The organism is Cupriavidus sp. KK10 (assembly GCF_018223725.1).
Taxonomy (GTDB): Bacteria; Pseudomonadota; Gammaproteobacteria; order Burkholderiales; family Burkholderiaceae; genus Cupriavidus; species Cupriavidus necator.
The window spans coordinates 5617756-5633997 of record NZ_CP073677.1 but is presented as its reverse complement, the minus strand read 5'-3'; the positions used below and the strand labels follow the sequence as shown (position 1 = coordinate 5633997).

Annotated in this window: 15 protein-coding genes and 1 pseudogene; 3 read left to right on the top strand and 13 right to left on the bottom strand. The window is 68.0% G+C overall.

Features of this window, described 5'->3' with window-relative positions:
* Positions 1 to 12 precede the first annotated feature (12 nt).
* Complete coding sequence (locus tag KB879_RS26240) at positions 13 to 1227, bottom strand: polyhydroxyalkanoate depolymerase (RefSeq protein ID WP_211980075.1); 1215 nt, start codon at positions 1225 to 1227, stop codon at positions 13 to 15.
* Between the two features lie 252 nt (positions 1228 to 1479).
* On the opposite strand from KB879_RS26240, the gene KB879_RS26235 reads away from it, so the two are divergent.
* Complete coding sequence (locus KB879_RS26235) at positions 1480 to 2133, top strand: glutathione S-transferase family protein (RefSeq protein WP_013957651.1); 654 nt, start codon at positions 1480 to 1482, stop codon at positions 2131 to 2133.
* A 33-nt stretch (positions 2134 to 2166) separates the two neighbouring features.
* Here the strand turns inward: KB879_RS26235 and KB879_RS26230 are convergent, their stop codons facing one another.
* Together KB879_RS26230 and ubiD are read right to left on the bottom strand one after the other, a co-directional pair.
* The gene (locus KB879_RS26230) at positions 2167 to 4191 is read right to left on the bottom strand and encodes an acetoacetate--CoA ligase (RefSeq protein WP_211980074.1); all 2025 of its coding nucleotides are present in this window, start codon (positions 4189 to 4191) and stop codon (positions 2167 to 2169) included.
* 108 nt (positions 4192 to 4299) lie between these two features.
* Entirely contained in the window at positions 4300 to 5829 is a 1530-nt protein-coding gene (gene ubiD, locus KB879_RS26225; RefSeq protein ID WP_013957649.1) for a 4-hydroxy-3-polyprenylbenzoate decarboxylase, read from the bottom strand.
* 647 nt (positions 5830 to 6476) lie between these two features.
* Between ubiD and KB879_RS26220 the strand changes: the two genes are divergently transcribed.
* Entirely contained in the window at positions 6477 to 7535 is a 1059-nt protein-coding gene (locus KB879_RS26220) for a lytic transglycosylase domain-containing protein (RefSeq protein ID WP_013957648.1), read from the top strand.
* A gap of 74 nt (positions 7536 to 7609) precedes the next feature.
* Here KB879_RS26220 and KB879_RS26215 read toward each other — a convergent pair whose 3' ends face one another.
* The 7 genes from KB879_RS26215 to KB879_RS26185 form a co-directional block, all read right to left on the bottom strand.
* Positions 7610 to 8791, bottom strand: a complete 1182-nt coding sequence (locus KB879_RS26215; RefSeq protein ID WP_211980073.1) for a pyridoxal phosphate-dependent aminotransferase — start codon at positions 8789 to 8791, stop codon at positions 7610 to 7612.
* 146 nt (positions 8792 to 8937) lie between these two features.
* Positions 8938 to 9456 (bottom strand): transcription antitermination factor NusB, encoded by a 519-nt coding sequence (nusB, locus tag KB879_RS26210; protein ID WP_013957646.1) that lies wholly within the window; start codon positions 9454 to 9456, stop codon positions 8938 to 8940.
* Positions 9449 to 9949, bottom strand: coding sequence for a 6,7-dimethyl-8-ribityllumazine synthase (gene ribH, locus KB879_RS26205; RefSeq protein WP_013957645.1), 501 nt, complete (start codon positions 9947 to 9949; stop codon positions 9449 to 9451). The genes nusB and ribH overlap by 8 nt, the downstream gene beginning before the upstream one ends.
* Positions 9950 to 10021: 72 nt before the next feature.
* Positions 10022 to 11131, bottom strand: a complete 1110-nt coding sequence (gene ribBA, locus KB879_RS26200) for a bifunctional 3,4-dihydroxy-2-butanone-4-phosphate synthase/GTP cyclohydrolase II (RefSeq protein WP_013957644.1) — start codon at positions 11129 to 11131, stop codon at positions 10022 to 10024.
* 295 nt (positions 11132 to 11426) lie between these two features.
* Positions 11427 to 11672, bottom strand: coding sequence for a hypothetical protein (locus KB879_RS26195; protein ID WP_013957643.1), 246 nt, complete (start codon positions 11670 to 11672; stop codon positions 11427 to 11429).
* Complete coding sequence (locus KB879_RS26190) at positions 11669 to 12256, bottom strand: hypothetical protein (RefSeq protein WP_211980072.1); 588 nt, start codon at positions 12254 to 12256, stop codon at positions 11669 to 11671. The genes KB879_RS26195 and KB879_RS26190 overlap by 4 nt, the downstream gene beginning before the upstream one ends.
* Before the next feature lie 19 nt (positions 12257 to 12275).
* Positions 12276 to 12572, bottom strand: coding sequence for a hypothetical protein (locus KB879_RS26185; RefSeq protein ID WP_013957641.1), 297 nt, complete (start codon positions 12570 to 12572; stop codon positions 12276 to 12278).
* 467 nt (positions 12573 to 13039) lie between these two features.
* Between KB879_RS26185 and KB879_RS26180 the strand changes: the two genes are divergently transcribed.
* Positions 13040 to 13282, top strand: a complete 243-nt coding sequence (locus tag KB879_RS26180) for a hypothetical protein (RefSeq protein WP_013957640.1) — start codon at positions 13040 to 13042, stop codon at positions 13280 to 13282.
* A gap of 9 nt (positions 13283 to 13291) precedes the next feature.
* Here KB879_RS26180 and KB879_RS26175 read toward each other — a convergent pair whose 3' ends face one another.
* The 3 genes and pseudogenes from KB879_RS26175 to KB879_RS26165 all read right to left on the bottom strand — a co-directional run bounded on the left by KB879_RS26175 (position 13292) and on the right by KB879_RS26165 (position 15689).
* Positions 13292 to 13912, bottom strand: a complete 621-nt coding sequence (locus KB879_RS26175) for a riboflavin synthase (protein WP_211980071.1) — start codon at positions 13910 to 13912, stop codon at positions 13292 to 13294.
* A gap of 62 nt (positions 13913 to 13974) precedes the next feature.
* Positions 13975 to 15090 (bottom strand): bifunctional diaminohydroxyphosphoribosylaminopyrimidine deaminase/5-amino-6-(5-phosphoribosylamino)uracil reductase RibD, encoded by a 1116-nt coding sequence (ribD, locus tag KB879_RS26170; RefSeq protein ID WP_013957638.1) that lies wholly within the window; start codon positions 15088 to 15090, stop codon positions 13975 to 13977.
* 52 nt (positions 15091 to 15142) lie between these two features.
* Positions 15143 to 15689: pseudogene (locus KB879_RS26165) on the bottom strand (GspH/FimT family pseudopilin).
* Positions 15690 to 16242: the final 553 nt, after the last annotated feature.

The window sequence follows — 16242 nt, the reverse complement described above, 5'->3', positions numbered from 1 at the left end:
CGCGCTGCCGTCCTAGCTGCTGGTGTAGATGGTGTTGCGCACCAGCGGGTACACCTGCGTCTCCCATCGCCTGCCGTTGAACACGCCATAGTGCCCGACTCCGGTCTGCACATGATGCATGCGCATGTAGGGGCTCAGGCTGGCGCACAGGTCTTGCGCCGCCACGGTCTGGCCGATGGCGCAGATATCGTCGCGCTCGCCCTCCACGGTCAGCAGGGCGGTGCGGTGGATGGCGCGCGTGCACACACGGCGACCGCTCACGTCAAGCAGGCCCTGGGCCAGCAGGAAGCGCTGGAATACCAGGCTGACGGTTTCCAGGTAGAACTCCGCGGTCAGGTCCATGGTGGCGAAGTACTCGATGTAGAAGTCGCGGATGGCGTCGGCCTTGTCGTGCTCGCCGCGCTCGCGCAGGGCGTAAAGCTCGCGCAGCGCCTGTTCGTGCCGCTCCGGGTTCATGCTCATGAAGGCCAGCAGCTGCACGTGGCCCGGGTAGACGCGCCGCATCGCGCCGGCAAAGCGCAGCGGCACCATGCCAATCAAGGTGCGCTCAAACCATTCGAGGGATTGGCTCATGGCCAGCACGTTGACCTTGGTCGGATTGACGCGCGCGTCGATGGGGCCGGCCATCAGCGTCAGGCTGGGCGGCTGGGCAGGGTCTTCGTCCTCGGCCATGAGTGCGGCCGCCGCCAGCGCTGCCACGGTTGGCTGGCAAATCGCCACCAGATGCGTGCCGCCGCCCAGCGTCTGCAGGAAGCCGATCAGGTGCTGCACGAATTCATCGAAGCCGAAGCGCCCGGCCAGCAGCGGAATGTCGCGGGGGTTGTGCCAGTCAGTGAGATAGACGTCGTGGTCGGCCAGCATGGTCTGGACCGTGCCGCGCAGCAGCGTGGCGAAGTGGCCGGACATCGGCGCCACCAGCAGCACGCGCGGCTGGCCGACGATGCCGTGGCGGCGGAAGTGCAGCAGCGAGCAGAACGGCGTGCGCGCGACGACTTCCTCGGTGACCGGCACCGGCTGTCCGCCGACGGTGGCGTGGTCGATGCCGAAGGCCGGCCGGTGGTGTGTGAGCCGCACCAGCGCGATGAGCTCGCAGGCGGCGCGCAGGCGGGGCACCGCATCGAAACCGCCGGACCTGGGATTCGCCGCCAGCGTCGCGGCAGCCAACTCCGCCAGCGTGCAGGCCGGCAGTATCATGTCCGCGTAGATCTGGTAGGCGTGGTACAGCATGGCTCGGCTCCCCGCTATTCTGGTACTTGCCAGCCGCAATATGTATGCCATCAGTTTAGACCTGGCACGCGCCTTGCGCTTTGTGCGGTGAGCGGGGCGGACGATGCCGCGCAAGTAGCGAGGCATGCGCCTGGCGCATGGGCGTGGCGCCGCTTCGCGGCGCATTGCGCGCAGCGGCTTCAGACTGGTGCCTGCCGGATGCACTGCATAGGTGCGCGGCCATGAGCGGCAACAAGCAGTAAAGGAGGCGCGATGTCCAAGACCACACTCACCATCAGCAGCAAGACCTATTCCTCATGGTCGCTGCGCGGCTGGCTGCTGGCGCGCTTTGCCGGCCTGGAATTCGAAGAAGTGGTGGTGCCGCCGGACGACGCCGCGGCGCGTGCGGAAATCCTGCTGCTGTCCCCGTCGATCCTGGTGCCGTGCCTGCGCCACCACGGCGTGACGGTGTGGGACACGCTGGCGATCGCCGAATACCTGAACGAAATCCACCCCAAGGCCGGCCTGCTGCCGGAAGACCGCGCCGCGCGTGCCCACTGCCGCGCCATCTGCGGCGAGATGCATTCCGGGTTTGCCGCGATGCGTTCGGCGCTGCCGATGAACCTGAAGGGGCATTTCCCCGGGATGAAGGTGTGGTCGCGTGCGCAGGCGGACATCGACCGCATCACGGCGATCTGGACCGAATGCCTGACGCGCTATGGCGGGCCTTACCTGTTCGGCACGCGCACCATGGCCGACGCCATGTACGCGCCGGTGGTGACGCGCTTTGTCACCTATGGCGTGATGCTCGATCCCGTGCCGGTTGCCTACTGCAAGCAGATCCTGTCGATGCCGGAACTTCAGGAGTGGATCGCGGCGGCGCGCGAGGAACCCGACGAAATCAGCGAACTCGATGTGGAGTTCTGATGTCCTCGCTGGCAACCGCCGCGGCCGCCGGCGTTACGCCGTGGCGGGGTCGGCCTGCCGTGCCTTCAGGAAGCGTTCGGCGTAGTCGAAGTACCAGTCGAGCGTGTCCGGGTTGGCCATCGCATCGCGGTTGGCGATGCCCTGTGGCGCATGGCCGAGCAGCAGCTTCTTGATCGGCACTTCCATCTTCTTGCCCGACAGCGTGCGCGGCACGCCGGGTGCCTGCACGATCTCGTTGGGCACGTGGCGCGAGGACAGCGCTTCGCGGATGCGCAGGCGCAGGGTGTCGCGCAGCGCATCATCCAGCACCAGGCCTTCGCGCAGCACCACAAACAGCGGCATGTAGGACTCGCGGCCCAGGTATTCCAGGTCGACCACCATGCTGTCGAGCACTTCCGGCAGGTCTTCCACCACGCGGTACAGCTCGCTGGTGCCCATGCGGATGCCGTGGCGGTTGATGGTGGCGTCCGAGCGCCCGTAGATCACCGCGCCGCCGCGCTTTGTGATCTTGATCCAGTCGCCATGCCGCCAGACGCCGGGATAGGTGTCGAAATAGCTGTCGCGATAGCGCTTGCCGTCGGCGTCGCCCCACAGGTAGAGCGGCATCGACGGCATCGGCTCGGTGCAGACCAGTTCGCCCACCGCGTCGAGCAGCGGCTGGCCGTTGTCGTCGAAGGCCTCCACTTTGGCGCCCAGGCAGCGGCATTGCATCTCGCCGGAATAGACCGGCAGCAGCGGGCAGCCGGCGACGAAGGAGCCGGCAAAGTCGGTGCCGCCCGACATCGGCACCAGCCAGATGTCTTCGCGCACATGGCGGTAGATCCAGTCGTAGGCCTCCACCGGCAGCGGCGAACCGGTCGAGCCGAGCCCGCGCAGGCGCGACACGTCGGCGATGCGTGCCGGTTCGATGCCGGCCTTCATGCAGTTGATGAAGAAGGCCGCGCCGGCGCCGAACAGCGTCACACCGGCGTCGTCGACAAAGCGCCACAGCACGCCCGCGTCGGGCCAGGCCGGGTTGCCGTCATACAGCGCGATGGTGGTGCCCAGCAGCAGCCCGGCCACCTGCGCGTTCCACATGATCCAGCCGCTGCTGCTGTACCAGTGGAAGACATCGTCCGGGCCCAGGTTGTTATGGAAGGCCATCAGCTTGAGCTGCTCGATGACGATGCCGCCATGGCCATGCACGATCGGCTTGGGCATGCCGGTGGTGCCGGACGAATAGACGATCCACAGCGGATGGTCGAACGGCACCGGCTCGATCGCCAGCGGCACGTCGTGCGCCAGCACCTCCTGCCAGGCATGCGCGCGCACGCCGGCAGGCGGCGCTGCAGGGCTGCCGATCTGCGGCACCAGCACCAGGTCGGTCAGCGAGGGCAGGGCGGCGATCAGGTCGGCAAGCACCGGGGTGCGGTCGTAGACCTTGCCGCCATAGCGGTAGCCGTCGACGGCGATCAGCACCTTGGGCCCGATCTGGCGGAAGCGGTCGATCACCGCCACCTGGCCCATGTCCGGCGCGCAGCCCGACCAGACCGCACCCAGGCTGGCGGTGGCCAGGAAGGCGACGATGGTGGCGGGGATATTGGGCAGGTAGCCGGCAACGCGGTCGCCGCGCTGCACGCCCATCTGGCGCAGCACATGCGCCAGCGACGCCACCTGCGCTTGCAGCATGTCCCAGCTGACATCGGCCAGCGGCTGGGCCTCGCCGGCATGGCGGATCGCGGTGCGCTGGCGGGCGCTGCCCGCACCGGCGTGGCGGAATACCTGCTGCACGTAGTTCAGCGTGGCACCCTCGAACCAGCGCGCGCCCGGCATGGTGCGGCGGTCCAGCACCTGCGTGGCGGGCGTGTCGAAGCGTACGTCGAAATAGGCGCGCACGGCGTCCCAGAAGGCTTCCAGCTCGGTGACCGACCACTGCCAGAGGCTGTCGTAGTCGTCAAAGGCCAGGCCGCGCTCGGCCCGCAGCCAGTGCATGAAGCGCGCGACCTGGCTGCTGTCGCGGAACGCCGCGGAGGGCGTCCACATCAGGTTCCCTTCGGTCAGAGGGGCGGGGGTGCTCATGTCTCCTCCTCGGGCCCGTCTGTCGCGGGCATCGGATGGTGGCGATGGGTATGCCGGGTGCCTGTGGCGGCAGCTGGCATCAGCCTGCCATGATAACGGCCCTTAGGTTCAGTTGCCGGCCGGACGCTCGAACAGGCTTTCCCACATGGTGTCGACCTTCGCCTTGACCGCGGCATCCATGGAGATCGGCGTGCCCCATTCCCGCGTGGTCTCGCCCGGCCACTTGTCGGTCGCGTCGATGCCCATCTTGGAGCCCAGGCCCGACACCGGCGAGGCGAAGTCCAGATAATCGATCGGGGTGTTGTCGACCAGCACCGTGTCGCGGCTGGGATCGACCCGGGTGGTGATGGCCCAGATCACTTCCTTCCAGTCGCGCACGTCGACATCGTCATCGACCACCACGATGAACTTCGTATACATGAACTGCCGCAGGAAGCTCCACACGCCGAACATCACGCGCTTGGCATGGCCGGCGTACTGCTTCTTCATGCGCACCAGCGCCATGCGGTAGCTGCAGCCCTCGGGCGGCAGGTAGAAGTCGGTGATCTCCGGGAACTGCTTCTGCAGCAGCGGCACGAACACTTCGTTCAGCGCCACGCCCAGCACCGCCGGCTCGTCGGGCGGCTTGCCGGTGTAGGTGGAGTGGTAGATCGGGTCGCGCCGCATGGTGATGCGGTCGATGGTGAACACCGGGAACCAGTCCTGCTCGTTGTAATAGCCGGTGTGGTCGCCGAACGGGCCTTCCAGCGCATGCTGGTAGCCGGACGGGTGGTTCGGGTCGGGCTGGATATGGCCTTCCAGCACGATTTCGGCAGAGGCCGGCACGCTCAGCTCGGACAGCGTCGGCGTGAGGCAGCCGGCCAGCGCCGTGCGGCTGCCGCGCAGCAGGCCGGCGAACTGGTACTCGGACAGCGTATCGGGCACCGGCGTCACCGCGCCCAGGATGGTGGCGGGGTCGGCGCCCAGCGCTACCGCGATCGGGAACGGCTTGCCGGGGTTGGCCAGCGCATGCTCGCGGAAATCGAGCGCGCCGCCGCGGTGCGCCAGCCAGCGCATGATGACCTGGTTGCGGCCGATCACCTGCTGGCGGTAGATGCCCAGGTTCTGGCGCTTCTTGTGCGGGCCCTTGGTCACCACCAGGCCCCAGGTGATCAGCGGCGCAGCGTCGCCGGGCCAGCAGGTCTGGATCGGCAGGCGCGCCAGGTCGACGTCGTTGCCCTCCCACACCACCTCCTGGCAGGCCGGGCTGCTGACGCGCTTTGGTGCCATATCCCACACAGATTTGGCCAGCGTGAACAGCTTGCCGGCCTCGCGCAAACCGCGCGGCGGCTCCGGTTCCTTCAGTGCTGACAAGACCCGGCCGATGTCGCGCAGGTCTTCCATCGATTCGGCGCCCATGCCAAGTGCGACTCTGTGTGTCGTGCCGAACAGATTGGCCAGTACGGGGACGCTATAGATACCGCCATCGGTGCTGGCTCCGGAAGGTTTCTCAAAAAGGACCGCGGGGCCTCCAGCGCGCAGCAGCCGGTCGCAGACTTCGGTCATTTCCAGGTTGGGCGCGACCGGCCGGGCGATGCGCCGTAGCTCGCCAATGCCTTCGAGTTGGCCGATGAAATCGCGCAAGTCTTTGTATTGCATAGTGAATTCTGTTGTGGTGCGGGGCGGGGGAAAGCGTCCGCAAGGCGGCGTCCAAGTCGGTGACGATACACATTCACCGGCGCCGCGGCAAAAAAATCATCAAAACCAAGCCGCGCAAATTGTAAGTTTTTTGTCACTGACAGCGTACTTTTCCGAGCGACCAGCCAAGGCCAGGCCTGCGTTTGCGGGCAATCGGGTGCTCCGATGCCGACATGGCAACCATTGTTACAAATAACTATAAGTAGTAGAAATCGAAGTTATTATTCTTGACGGGATATAACACCGTTCCTACAATCCGGTCTTGCTCCATGGAGTGTTGCGTCGCAACATGGATTTTCCCCCTGTGTCAAGGGGTGCACATCAAGTAAATGTGCCAGAAAGTCCCTCCAGCAAAGACCGATGGTCAGGCCCGAATGCAAGCGGGCCGGCCGGTCGCCTCCGGCGACTTGCCGGAGCGTAGTGAGTTTAGTCGTGGCAGGGTGCGCTCCCCCAGAGCGTAGCCTGTTTCCAGTTGGGCGCACGGGGAGCGCCTGCCAACAGATGCTTGGTCGTCACTGCTAGACGGCGCGGCATCCTTACTTGAGTACGTTGAGATCGGGCGCGTGCCGCAGTCGGGCGCGCGAAGCGGGCAACGGATGGAGGTAAGCATGAGCGGTTGGAAAACCCTTCATCTTCCCGGCATCGGGCGGGCCTTGCAGGTCCGTCTCCGACAGCCGGTACCCGGAGTGAGTCGGGCATTGCAGGTCCGTCTCGCGCATCCGGTCGCGGGCCGCGCGTTGCGCGGTGGCCGCACAACGCTGAAGTACGCCCTGAACAGCCTGGGCGTGGTCGCGGTCGTTTCGGCCGTGTCGCTGTCGCTGAGCCAGGAATGGCGCACCACGCTGGCCGCGCTGCTGGCGGGTGACGAAGCACCCGCGGTGCTGGTTGGCGCCGCCATGTCGGCCGCGCCTGCCGTGGCCAGCACTGCCGTGCCGCCGCATTCGGCGGACGTCGCTGCGGCCAAGCTTGCCTTTGGCAAGGGTGGCCTGCCGACCGTGTCGGGCGTGGACGAATGGAGCCTGGCGGCTGCCGCCAAGGTGCCGTCGGTCGCGCACCTGGCCGCGCAGATCCCGGTGACGCGCGTGGCGATGGATGCCCGCAGCACCAGCACGCTGGGCACCGCCCGCGAACAGGCGGCCGTGGCCGACTACATCGCCCGCAAGTACCGCGTGGCGGCCCAGGCCACCGCGCAACTGGTGAAGGCGGCCTACCTGACCGGCCGCGAGGTCGGTATCGACCCGCTGCTGATCCTGGGCGTGATCGCGATCGAGTCCAGCTTCAACCCGTACGCTGAAAGCGGCGTGGGTGCGCAGGGCCTGATGCAGGTCATGACCAAGGTCCACCAGGACAAGTACGAGGCCGTCGGCGGCGTTGCCGCGGCGCTGAACCCGTACGCCAATATCAAGATCGGCGCGCTGGTGCTCAAGGACTGCATCGCCCGCGCTGGCTCGATCGAAGGCGGCCTGAAGTACTACGTCGGTGCCACCACGGCCACCGATGGCGGCTACGGCGCCAAGGTGCTGGCCGAGCGCGCCCGCCTGCGCCAGCTGCTGGGCGTGCGCAACGCGCCCGCCAACGCCGAAAAGCCGGTCGAGGTCAAGGCCCCTGCCGAGCACCTGGCTCCGAGCGAGAAGCTGGAAGCGAACAACGGTCCGCACAACGCCTGAGCGCGGATCGCCAATCAGAAAAGCACCCCGCGGGGTGCTTTTCTTTTGCCTGCTTCAGCCGCGGCAGAGGCCGGTCAGCGGAACAGCTTGCCGAGGCGCGCCATCGCCTCCTCGATGTTCTCGCGCGAGGTCGCGTACGAGATCCGGATGTAGTCCTTCGCCGTATACGGGCCGAAATCCTGCCCCGGCACCATGACCACGCCCGCATCGTGCAGCATCGCCTGCGTCAGCCGGTCGGCATCGCCGGCGGCGGGGTGGTTGACGCCGCGGCAGTCGGCATAGACATAGAAGGCGCCGTCCGGGCGCACCGGCACGCGCAGGCCAAGTGTCTCCAGCGCTGGCACGATCAGGTCGCGGCGGCGGCGGAACTCGGCCTTGCGTTCGTCGTAGATCGCCAGGGCCTCGGGGGTGAAGCAGGCCAGCGCGGCGTACTGCGCCACGGCCGACGCGCAGATAAACAGGTTCTGTGCGACCTTCTCGAAGGCGTCCACCAGCGCCTCCGGCACCACCAGCCAGCCCAGGCGCCAGCCCGTCATGTTGAAGTACTTGGAGAAGCTGTTCACCGTGACCACGTTCTCGTCCAGGCTCAGTGCCGAGACCGGCGGGGCGTCATAGGACAGCCCCTGGTAGATCTCGTCGAGGATGGCAAAGCCGTTGCGCGCGCGCACGGCCTGCAGGATGCGGGCGAGCTCGTCGGGCAGGATCGAGGTGCCGGTCGGGTTGGAGGGCGATGCCAGCAGCACGCCGCGCGTTTGCTCGCCCCAGTTGGCCTCGACCTGCGCGGCGGTCAGTTGGAAGCGCTCGGCCGGGCCGCTCGGGATCATGCGCGCGGCGCCGTCGAAGGCGGCGACGAAGTGCCGGTTGCACGGGTAGCTGGGGTCGGGCATCAGCACCTCGGCACCGATCTCGACCAGCACCGCGCACGCCAGCAGCAGCGCGCCCGAGGCGCCGGCCGTGACGATCACGCGCCGGGCCGGGATATCCAGCCCGTAGGCCGTCTTGTAATAGCCGGCGATGGCCTCGCGCAGCGGCTGGATGCCGAGCGCACCGGTGTACTGCGTGACGCCGCGGCGCATGGCGGCTTCGGCCGCGCGCACCACCGGCTCGGCGGCGGTGAAGTCCGGCTCGCCGATGCCCATGTGCACAATGTGGCGGCCGGCGCGCTCCAGCGCGGCGGCCTGCTTGGCCAGCTCCATCACGTGGAAGGCGTCGATATTGGCGAGGCGGGAGGCGGTGGCCAGGTGCTGCATGTCCATGGTGGTCCGGGACGGGCCTGGGGCCCGTTCAGCAAGAGGGTGGGTAGGAATGAAAACACCCGCCGGGGCGGGTGTCGTCTGCATCATTGCCGGCGCAAGCCAGCCGTGATGGCGTGGGCCGGCCCGCGGGCGGCTCGGTTGGCAACTCAGCGGCGCGCCGCGACCTCGGCCGCGCGCACCTGGGCGGCAAGCTTGTCCAGCACGCCGTTCACGTACTTGTAGCCCTCGACGCCGCCAAAGGTCTTGGTCAGCTCGACGGCTTCATTGATCACGACCTTGTACGGGATGTCGAGGCAGTGCACCAGCTCATAGCTGCCGACCAGCAGGGCGGCACGCTCCACCGGCGACAGCTCGTTCACGGTGCGGTCCAGGAAGGGCTCGAACGCGGCGGTCAGGCGGGCTTCTTCGCGCACCGCGCCGTTGAGCAGCGCGTCGAAGTGCTCGCGGTCGGCTTTGTTGAAGCCTTGCGCATCATGCAGGTGGGCCTGGATTGCGCCGATGTCGTTGCGGTTCAGCAGCCACTGGTACAGGCCCTGCAGCGCCAGCTCGCGCGAGCGGCGGCGCGCGCTCTTGGGCGGCGCCTTGGCCTCGGTGCGGGCCGCGGCGGGCTTGCCGCCGGCTGCCTTGCCGCCGTCGTTGTCGGGGGTGTTCGACGTATCACTCATCGTCGTCCTCGTCTTCATCTTCCTGGCCACGCAGCGAATCGAGCGCGACGACCAGGTTGGCCATCTCCACCGCGGCGCGGGCGCAGTCGCGGCCTTTCTCGCGGGTGCGGGCGTGGGCCTGCTCGTCGGTATCCACGGTCAGGATGCCATTGGCGATCGGCACATTGAAGTCCAGGCCGACGCGGGTGATGCCGGCGCCCGACTCGTTCGAGACCAGCTCGAAGTGGTAGGTCTCGCCGCGCACCACGGCGCCCAGTGCGACCAGGGCGTCGAACTGGCCGCTCTCGCACATCTTCTGCAGCGCCAGCGGGATTTCCAGCGCGCCGGGGACGGTCACCACCAGGGTGTCTTCGCCCTCGACGCCGAGCTTTTCCAGCTCGGCCACGCAGGCTTCGAGCAGCTCGGCGCAGACCGGCTCGTTGAAGCGGGCCTGCACGATGCCGATACGCAGGCCTTCACCGTCGAGGTTGCTGGGGTAGAAGCCGTGATCCATTGTTCAGTTCTCCAGTTTTCGGGGCGGCAACGGCGCTGGTGCGCGCTGCCGGGGTGTTCGGGTGGCGCAGGCTCAGTCGGCCTGGCCGTTCATGGGTTGGTAGCCGGTGACTTCGAGGTCGAAGCCGGTCATGCTGGGCATGCGCTGCGGCGACGCCAGCACGCGCATCCTGCCCACCCCGACGTCCTTCAGGATCTGCGCGCCCATGCCGTAGGTGCGCAGGTCCGGCTTTCGGCGCGGGCGCGACTGCGGCGCGTCCAGCGCGCTGAACTGCGTGAACAGCTGGTCGGCCGAGTCGCCGCAGTTCAGCAGCACCACCACGCCATTATCGGCGCCGGCGATGGCTTCCAGCGCGGCGGGGATGCTCCACGAGTGCGTGGTGCGCTTCACTTCCAGCAGGTCCAGCACCGAGAAGGGCTCGTGCACGCGCACCAGCGTTTCCTGGTCCGGCGCGGGCGAACCCTTGACCAGCGCCAGGTGCGCCTGGCCGGTGGGCTTGTCGCGGTAGGCGATGCTGCGGAAGGTGCCGTAGGGGGTCTGCATGTCGCGCTCGCCCACACGCTCGATAATGCTCTCAGTGCGGCTGCGGTAGTGGATCAGGTCGGCAATGGTGCCGATCTTCAGGTCATGTTCCTGCGCGAACTCGATCAGGTCCGGCAGGCGCGCCATGGTGCCGTCGTCCTTCATGATCTCGCAGATCACGGCCGCTGGCGTCAGGCCTGCCAGCGCGCCCAGGTCGCAGCCGGCCTCGGTATGGCCGGCGCGGATCAGCACACCGCCGGGCTGGGCCGTCAGCGGGAAGATATGGCCGGGCTGGACCAGGTCGGCCGACTTGGCGTCGCGGGCGACGGCGGCCTGCACGGTGCGGGCGCGGTCGGCGGCGGAAATGCCAGTGGTCACGCCTTCGGCGGCCTCGATCGACACGGTGAAGTTGGTGCCGTGCTGGGTGCCGTTGCGGCTGACCATCGGGTGCAGGTCCAGCTGGCGGCAGCGCTCGGCGGTCAGGGTCAGGCAGATCAGCCCGCGGCCGTGCTTGGCCATGAAATTGATCGCTTCCGGTGTGACGAAATCGGCAGCCAGCACCAGGTCGCCTTCATTCTCGCGGTCTTCCTCATCGACGAGGATGACCATGCGGCCGGCGCGGATGTCGGCAATGATGTCTTCGGTACGGGCGATTTTCATGGCGTGCTGAACGGCAAATTGGGGCGAATCGAGCGAAAAACCGGCGAATAGCTGGGGCAGGAACCATGGCCGCGGTTGAAAGCGGCCGGACTGAGGCGGGGCGTCGGGCCGGGCCGGCCAGGCCATATACGCCCGGCAGGTCGCCCAGTCAAGCCGGGTATTGTACGCCAAGGCAGGCAATGCGGGAGGCGACGGCACCGGAAAGTACGGCGCCTGCCTGAAGCGGGTGAGGAGTGCGGTGCTGCATGAGCCGCCCCGTTGCCGGCAGGGCGCCGGCGCCAGGCTCGGCCGGGGCCTATGCGGCGACGGCCAGCGGTGTGGCGTCGTGGCCTGCGGTGCGCAGCCGCGAGGTCCTGGCGATGCGCGCCCTGGCCGCGCGGGTCGCGTCAGCCAGCGCGAGCTCGCGCGTGAGGAAGCCGGCGTTGGGCTTGGTGAACCTGGCATGCGCGTCCAGCGCATAGGCCCATTCCCACTTGCCGAAGGTGACCTCGGCCAGTGTCACGACGACGTGGCAATGCTGATAGAAAAAACTCTCGCTCATGCTTGTTTCCTTTGTGGGACAGCACGCTGGCCATGGCCTGAAAGCCATGCGGGCCAGTGGCGGTCCGTCAGCCAGCCGCGCAGGTGCAGCCGGCTATGCTGTGTGTCGATGGCGGCGGCGCCGGCATCCTGGGCGATCTCGCAGAGCCGCCCCTTTGCGTGCGGGTCGCACGCGCAGATCATCATCAGCTGGCCTGCCGTCATTTGCCGCTTCTGCCGCCTCAGGCCGGCGCGCATGACCCGGGCACCGATCACGCTGCCCAGCCACCGGCCGATCACGGCGCCAAGCGCCATGCCGCCGAGGTAGGCCATGAAGCCCGCGGCCGCGTTGGCCGGCGTGCCGTAGCGGAACACGATCCAGGCCACCAGCAGTGCGCCGGCGACCAGGCCGGCCGCCGCGACTTCATTGCGATAGGTGATCTGCGCCGCGTGGGGCGAGGGCAGGCCTTCGGCCGGCTGGTCCTCGCGCAGGAAGAACCAAGGGCCGTCGATGCGTGCGAGAGTCGCGGCCAGCTCGCCAAGCTGCGCGTGCGCGCGCCTTGCCGCGGCAATGTCGTTCAGCCGGAAATACAGTAGGGTGAGCATGGTGATGCCTCGCTTGATGTCAGGTCCATTTGCCGCTGGACCACGGAAAGCCTGCGAAACGCCGGGCGCCGGGGCGCCGGAATGTCTTCGCCAGGGGTGAGGACGGTGGCTGCAGCCGCGGCCATCCGTCGCCCACGGCCTGGTCCCAGTCGATCAGCAGCGTGACGGCACGGTGCAGGTGGGTCGCGGCCAGGCGCACAAAGCCAAGGCGCGCGCGCATCGGCGCAGTGGGATGCCGGTCACGCAGCAGGCGCGTGGCCGGAAGTCGCTGATACAGGATTCTGGCGGTGGGATCGGGCACAGTGAGTTCCTTCATGGGTGCCGGGCAGCAATCCGGCCGGCAATCGAAAGCAACGGCGGGGGCGCCAGCTCGCGGACGAGCGCGCGGCGCGGCGGGCAGGGGTGCATGAAGGTCCAGGTGGTCCCCGTGAGTGGCTTCAGCAGCCACCAGTGCTAGACGTTGTCGAGGGGGGAGGCCCGGGAACGAGTGGCGAGCGCCTGTGGGCATACATGGACTGCAAGCGCTGCTTAACCATTCTAGGCCTAGGGCGTTGCAGGAACCAGCTGACTTACAACAAAGCCGCCGGGCCCCGCGCGGCGCACCTTCCCCGGGGGGCGACAGCGCAAGCAAATTGCCACAGGAGGGGGTTGTCAGCGTATGCTCGGGACAAAAGGGCACGCCCCGCCCTGAATGCCGCCGCGCTGGCAAGCGGCGGTTCGGACTTCAAATCAGGGCGCCGGCCCGATCGCGCCCGCGGACTTTGCACAACAAAGGAGACAAAGATGTCGAGGCAGATCAAGAACAAGGCCGAACTGCGTGCCCTGGTACGCGCCGAGCAGTCGAAGTTCGCCGCTTGCGAGGGCGCCTGCTTTGGCGATGTGGTCTGGCACGCGCCGGACACCGGCGGCTGCAACTGGAGCCTGTCCACGATGGAGGGCGGCAACAGCAGCGCCTGCGTGGAAGCGCTGCGTCCCTTCACCGACAAGCTGCGCGAGACCTATAACGTGCCCGACGAGGACAGGTAGCCCGCGGTATTACGCGGGGGCCTGCGCGGTCGACAGCATCCGCTCCACATAGCGGGCGATCAGGTCGATCTCCAGGTTGACGCGCGCGCCCGGCTTGAGTTCCTGCAGCGTGGTGACTTCCACGGTGTGCGGGATCAGGTTGATGGAGAACACGCAGCCGTCGGCTTCGTCATTGACGCGGTTGACGGTCAGCGACACGCCGTTGACCACGACCGAGCCCTTGTATGCCAGGTAGCGTGCCAGCTCGCGCGGGGCGCCGATGCGCAGTTCATGCGATTCGCCCACCGGCGCGAAGTGCACGACTTCGCCCAGGCCGTCGACGTGCCCGGACACCAGGTGGCCGCCCAGGCGGTCGGCCAGGCGCAGGGCCTTTTCCAGGTTGACACGGCCGGTGCTCTCCAGCCCCACGGTCTTGTCCAGCGACTCGCGCGAGACTTCGACGTCGAAACTGTCGGGCGCCATGGCGATCACGGTCATGCACGCGCCCTGGATGGCGATGCTGTCGCCGATGATGACGTCCGACAGGTCCAGCCCGCCCGCGGCGATGCGCAAGCGCACGCCGGCATCGGCGGCGCCCAGCGGGGTAATGGATTCAATGCGGCCGACTGCCGCGACAATGCCTGTAAACATGATGGTGTCTTCTGCTTAGGGTATTTGGAATCTGGATACGCGGTGCCGGTGTGTGTGTCGCACTACGCGTCGTTGCGCCGGGCGATCAGCCGCAGGTCGTCGCCGATCTGCCGGATCTCATGCCAGCGGAACTGCGCGGCGTCCTGCAGCCGCGCCAGCGGCGGCAGGTTGAACATCCCCTGGGCATCGCCCAGCAGCTTGGGCGCGAGGTAGATCAGCAGCTCGTCGGCGCAGTGCTCGCGCACCAGCGAACCGTTGAGCTTGAAGCCGGCCTCCACGTGCAGCTCGTTGATGCCGCGCCGGCCGAGTTCTTCCAACATGCGGCGCAACTCGACCTTGCCGTGCGGGTTGGGCAGGACCACGACTTCGGCGCCACGGCTTTCCAGTGCGCGCTGGCGCTGCCGGTCCTCCACCGCGCAGAACACCAGCACCGGCTTGGCGAACTCGCCAGTGTCCGGCGTTAGGATCCGCGCGTCCAGCGGGACCTCCAGCCGCGAATCGACCAGCACCCGCTGCGGCTGGCGCAGCGTGGCGATGGCCCGCACCGTCAGCGCGGGGTTGTCGTCGCGCACGGTGCCGATGCCGGTCAGGATCGCGCACGCACGTGCGCGCCAGGCATGGCCGTCGTCGCGCGCGGCCTGGCCGGTGATCCACTGGCTGGTGCCGTCATGCAGCGCGGTGCCGCCGTCCATCGATGCCGCCACCTTGACGCGCACCCACGGCAGCCCGCGCGTCATGCGTGAGACAAAGCCGATATTCAGGTCGCGCGCTTCCTTTTCCAGCAGGCCGCAGCGCACGTCGACGCCGGCCTCGCGCAACCGCTGCAGGCCGCGCCCGGACACCGAAGGGTTGGGGTCTTCCATGGCCGCCACCACGCGCGCCACGCCCGCGCGCACCAGCGCATCGGCGCACGGCGGCGTGCGCCCGAAATGGCTGCACGGCTCCAGCGTGACATAGGCGGTGGCGCCGGCCGGGTCCAGCCCGCGCGCCAGCGCGTCCTTCATCGCCTGGATCTCGGCATGATCCTGCCCGGCCGGCTGGGTGAACCCCTGGCCGATGACCTGGCCATCCTTGACGAGCACGCAGCCGACGCGCGGGTTGGGCGTGGTGTTGAACATGCCCCGCGCGGCGAGCGCAAGGGCCTGTTGCATGGCGGCGTGGTCGGTATCGGAAAACATTCGGCGGTTGCGTTTGCCTTGGCGCAGCGATCTGGAATACAGGGCTGCCGGGTTATGGTGGTCCGGAGGACTCCGTCGCATCGCAGTCAGCGTCGCGGCCGGGTGTGCAGAGTCGGATACGTCCCTGCGCGCCCAGCCTGACTTGCCGCTGCTCGCCACGGCAGCCGAGCGTGAAAGTGGCGGCCTGGAAACCGCCCTGCTCAAATCGAGAGTATCCCACAGGCAGGAATTTCAGCACATTCGTGCCGCGGGCGGTCTGGCGCCGTCACCCACAGGCAGGGCATGCCCGGTTCGACCACGGACAGCACCGCGCGTCGCTCCGGGTCGCCGTCTGCCGTGACCAGTTGCCAGCCGGGGCCCAGCGTCGCCTCGCCCGGCAGCGGCTGCAGCGTCACCTCGAGGCGGCGCGCCAGTGCGGTGGCCCGCGCCAGCGCCAGCGAGGCCGCCAGCCGGTCGGCCGCAGGTGTGACCTGTTGCCGGGCGAGCAGGCCGCTGAACACCGGATAGGATGCCGCCGCCAGCAGTGCCAGGATGGCCAGGCCGGCGAGCAGCTCGGCCAGGGTCAGGCCATGGCGGCGGCGGAGTGCGTGGCGGGCCATCGCGCCTTCAGCAATGGACGGAAGCGGCCGCGGCACGGCTTCACCTTCGGGCAGCGCCAGCCACTGTCCGGTGCTGCGCAGGATCAGCACGCCGCACTCCGGGTCGGGCCGCTGCGGGACGGCATGTAATTCAACACAGGTATCCAGGGCGGCCTGCGGGCATGCCGCGGCTGTCACGATATGACGCACGATGCCGGCGGCGGGTACGGGAAGTGGCCATTCCCCGGCGGCCACTTCGGCACCGGGCTCGGCGGCAAAAAACGTCATGGCGCCGACGGCGTGGCGCTCCAGTTGCAGCATTCCCTCGGTCAGCGCGGTACGCGCCTGCGCCCGCCATCCCCGCATCAGGTGGCCGTGCCACGCGGAAATCGCGATGGCAGCGCCTGCGACGGCGCCGCCGGCGCCAGATCGCCGCGGCGGTGCCGGGTGTTGGCAACGGGTCGGCGCCTTATGGGCGGTCACCGAGACTGGCAGGGACCGTCAGACTAGCTGTCGCGAGCAGGCGAATACGTGCCTAAGCGTGAAGGATTTGCAGAATGTTGTTTCGGTCTTC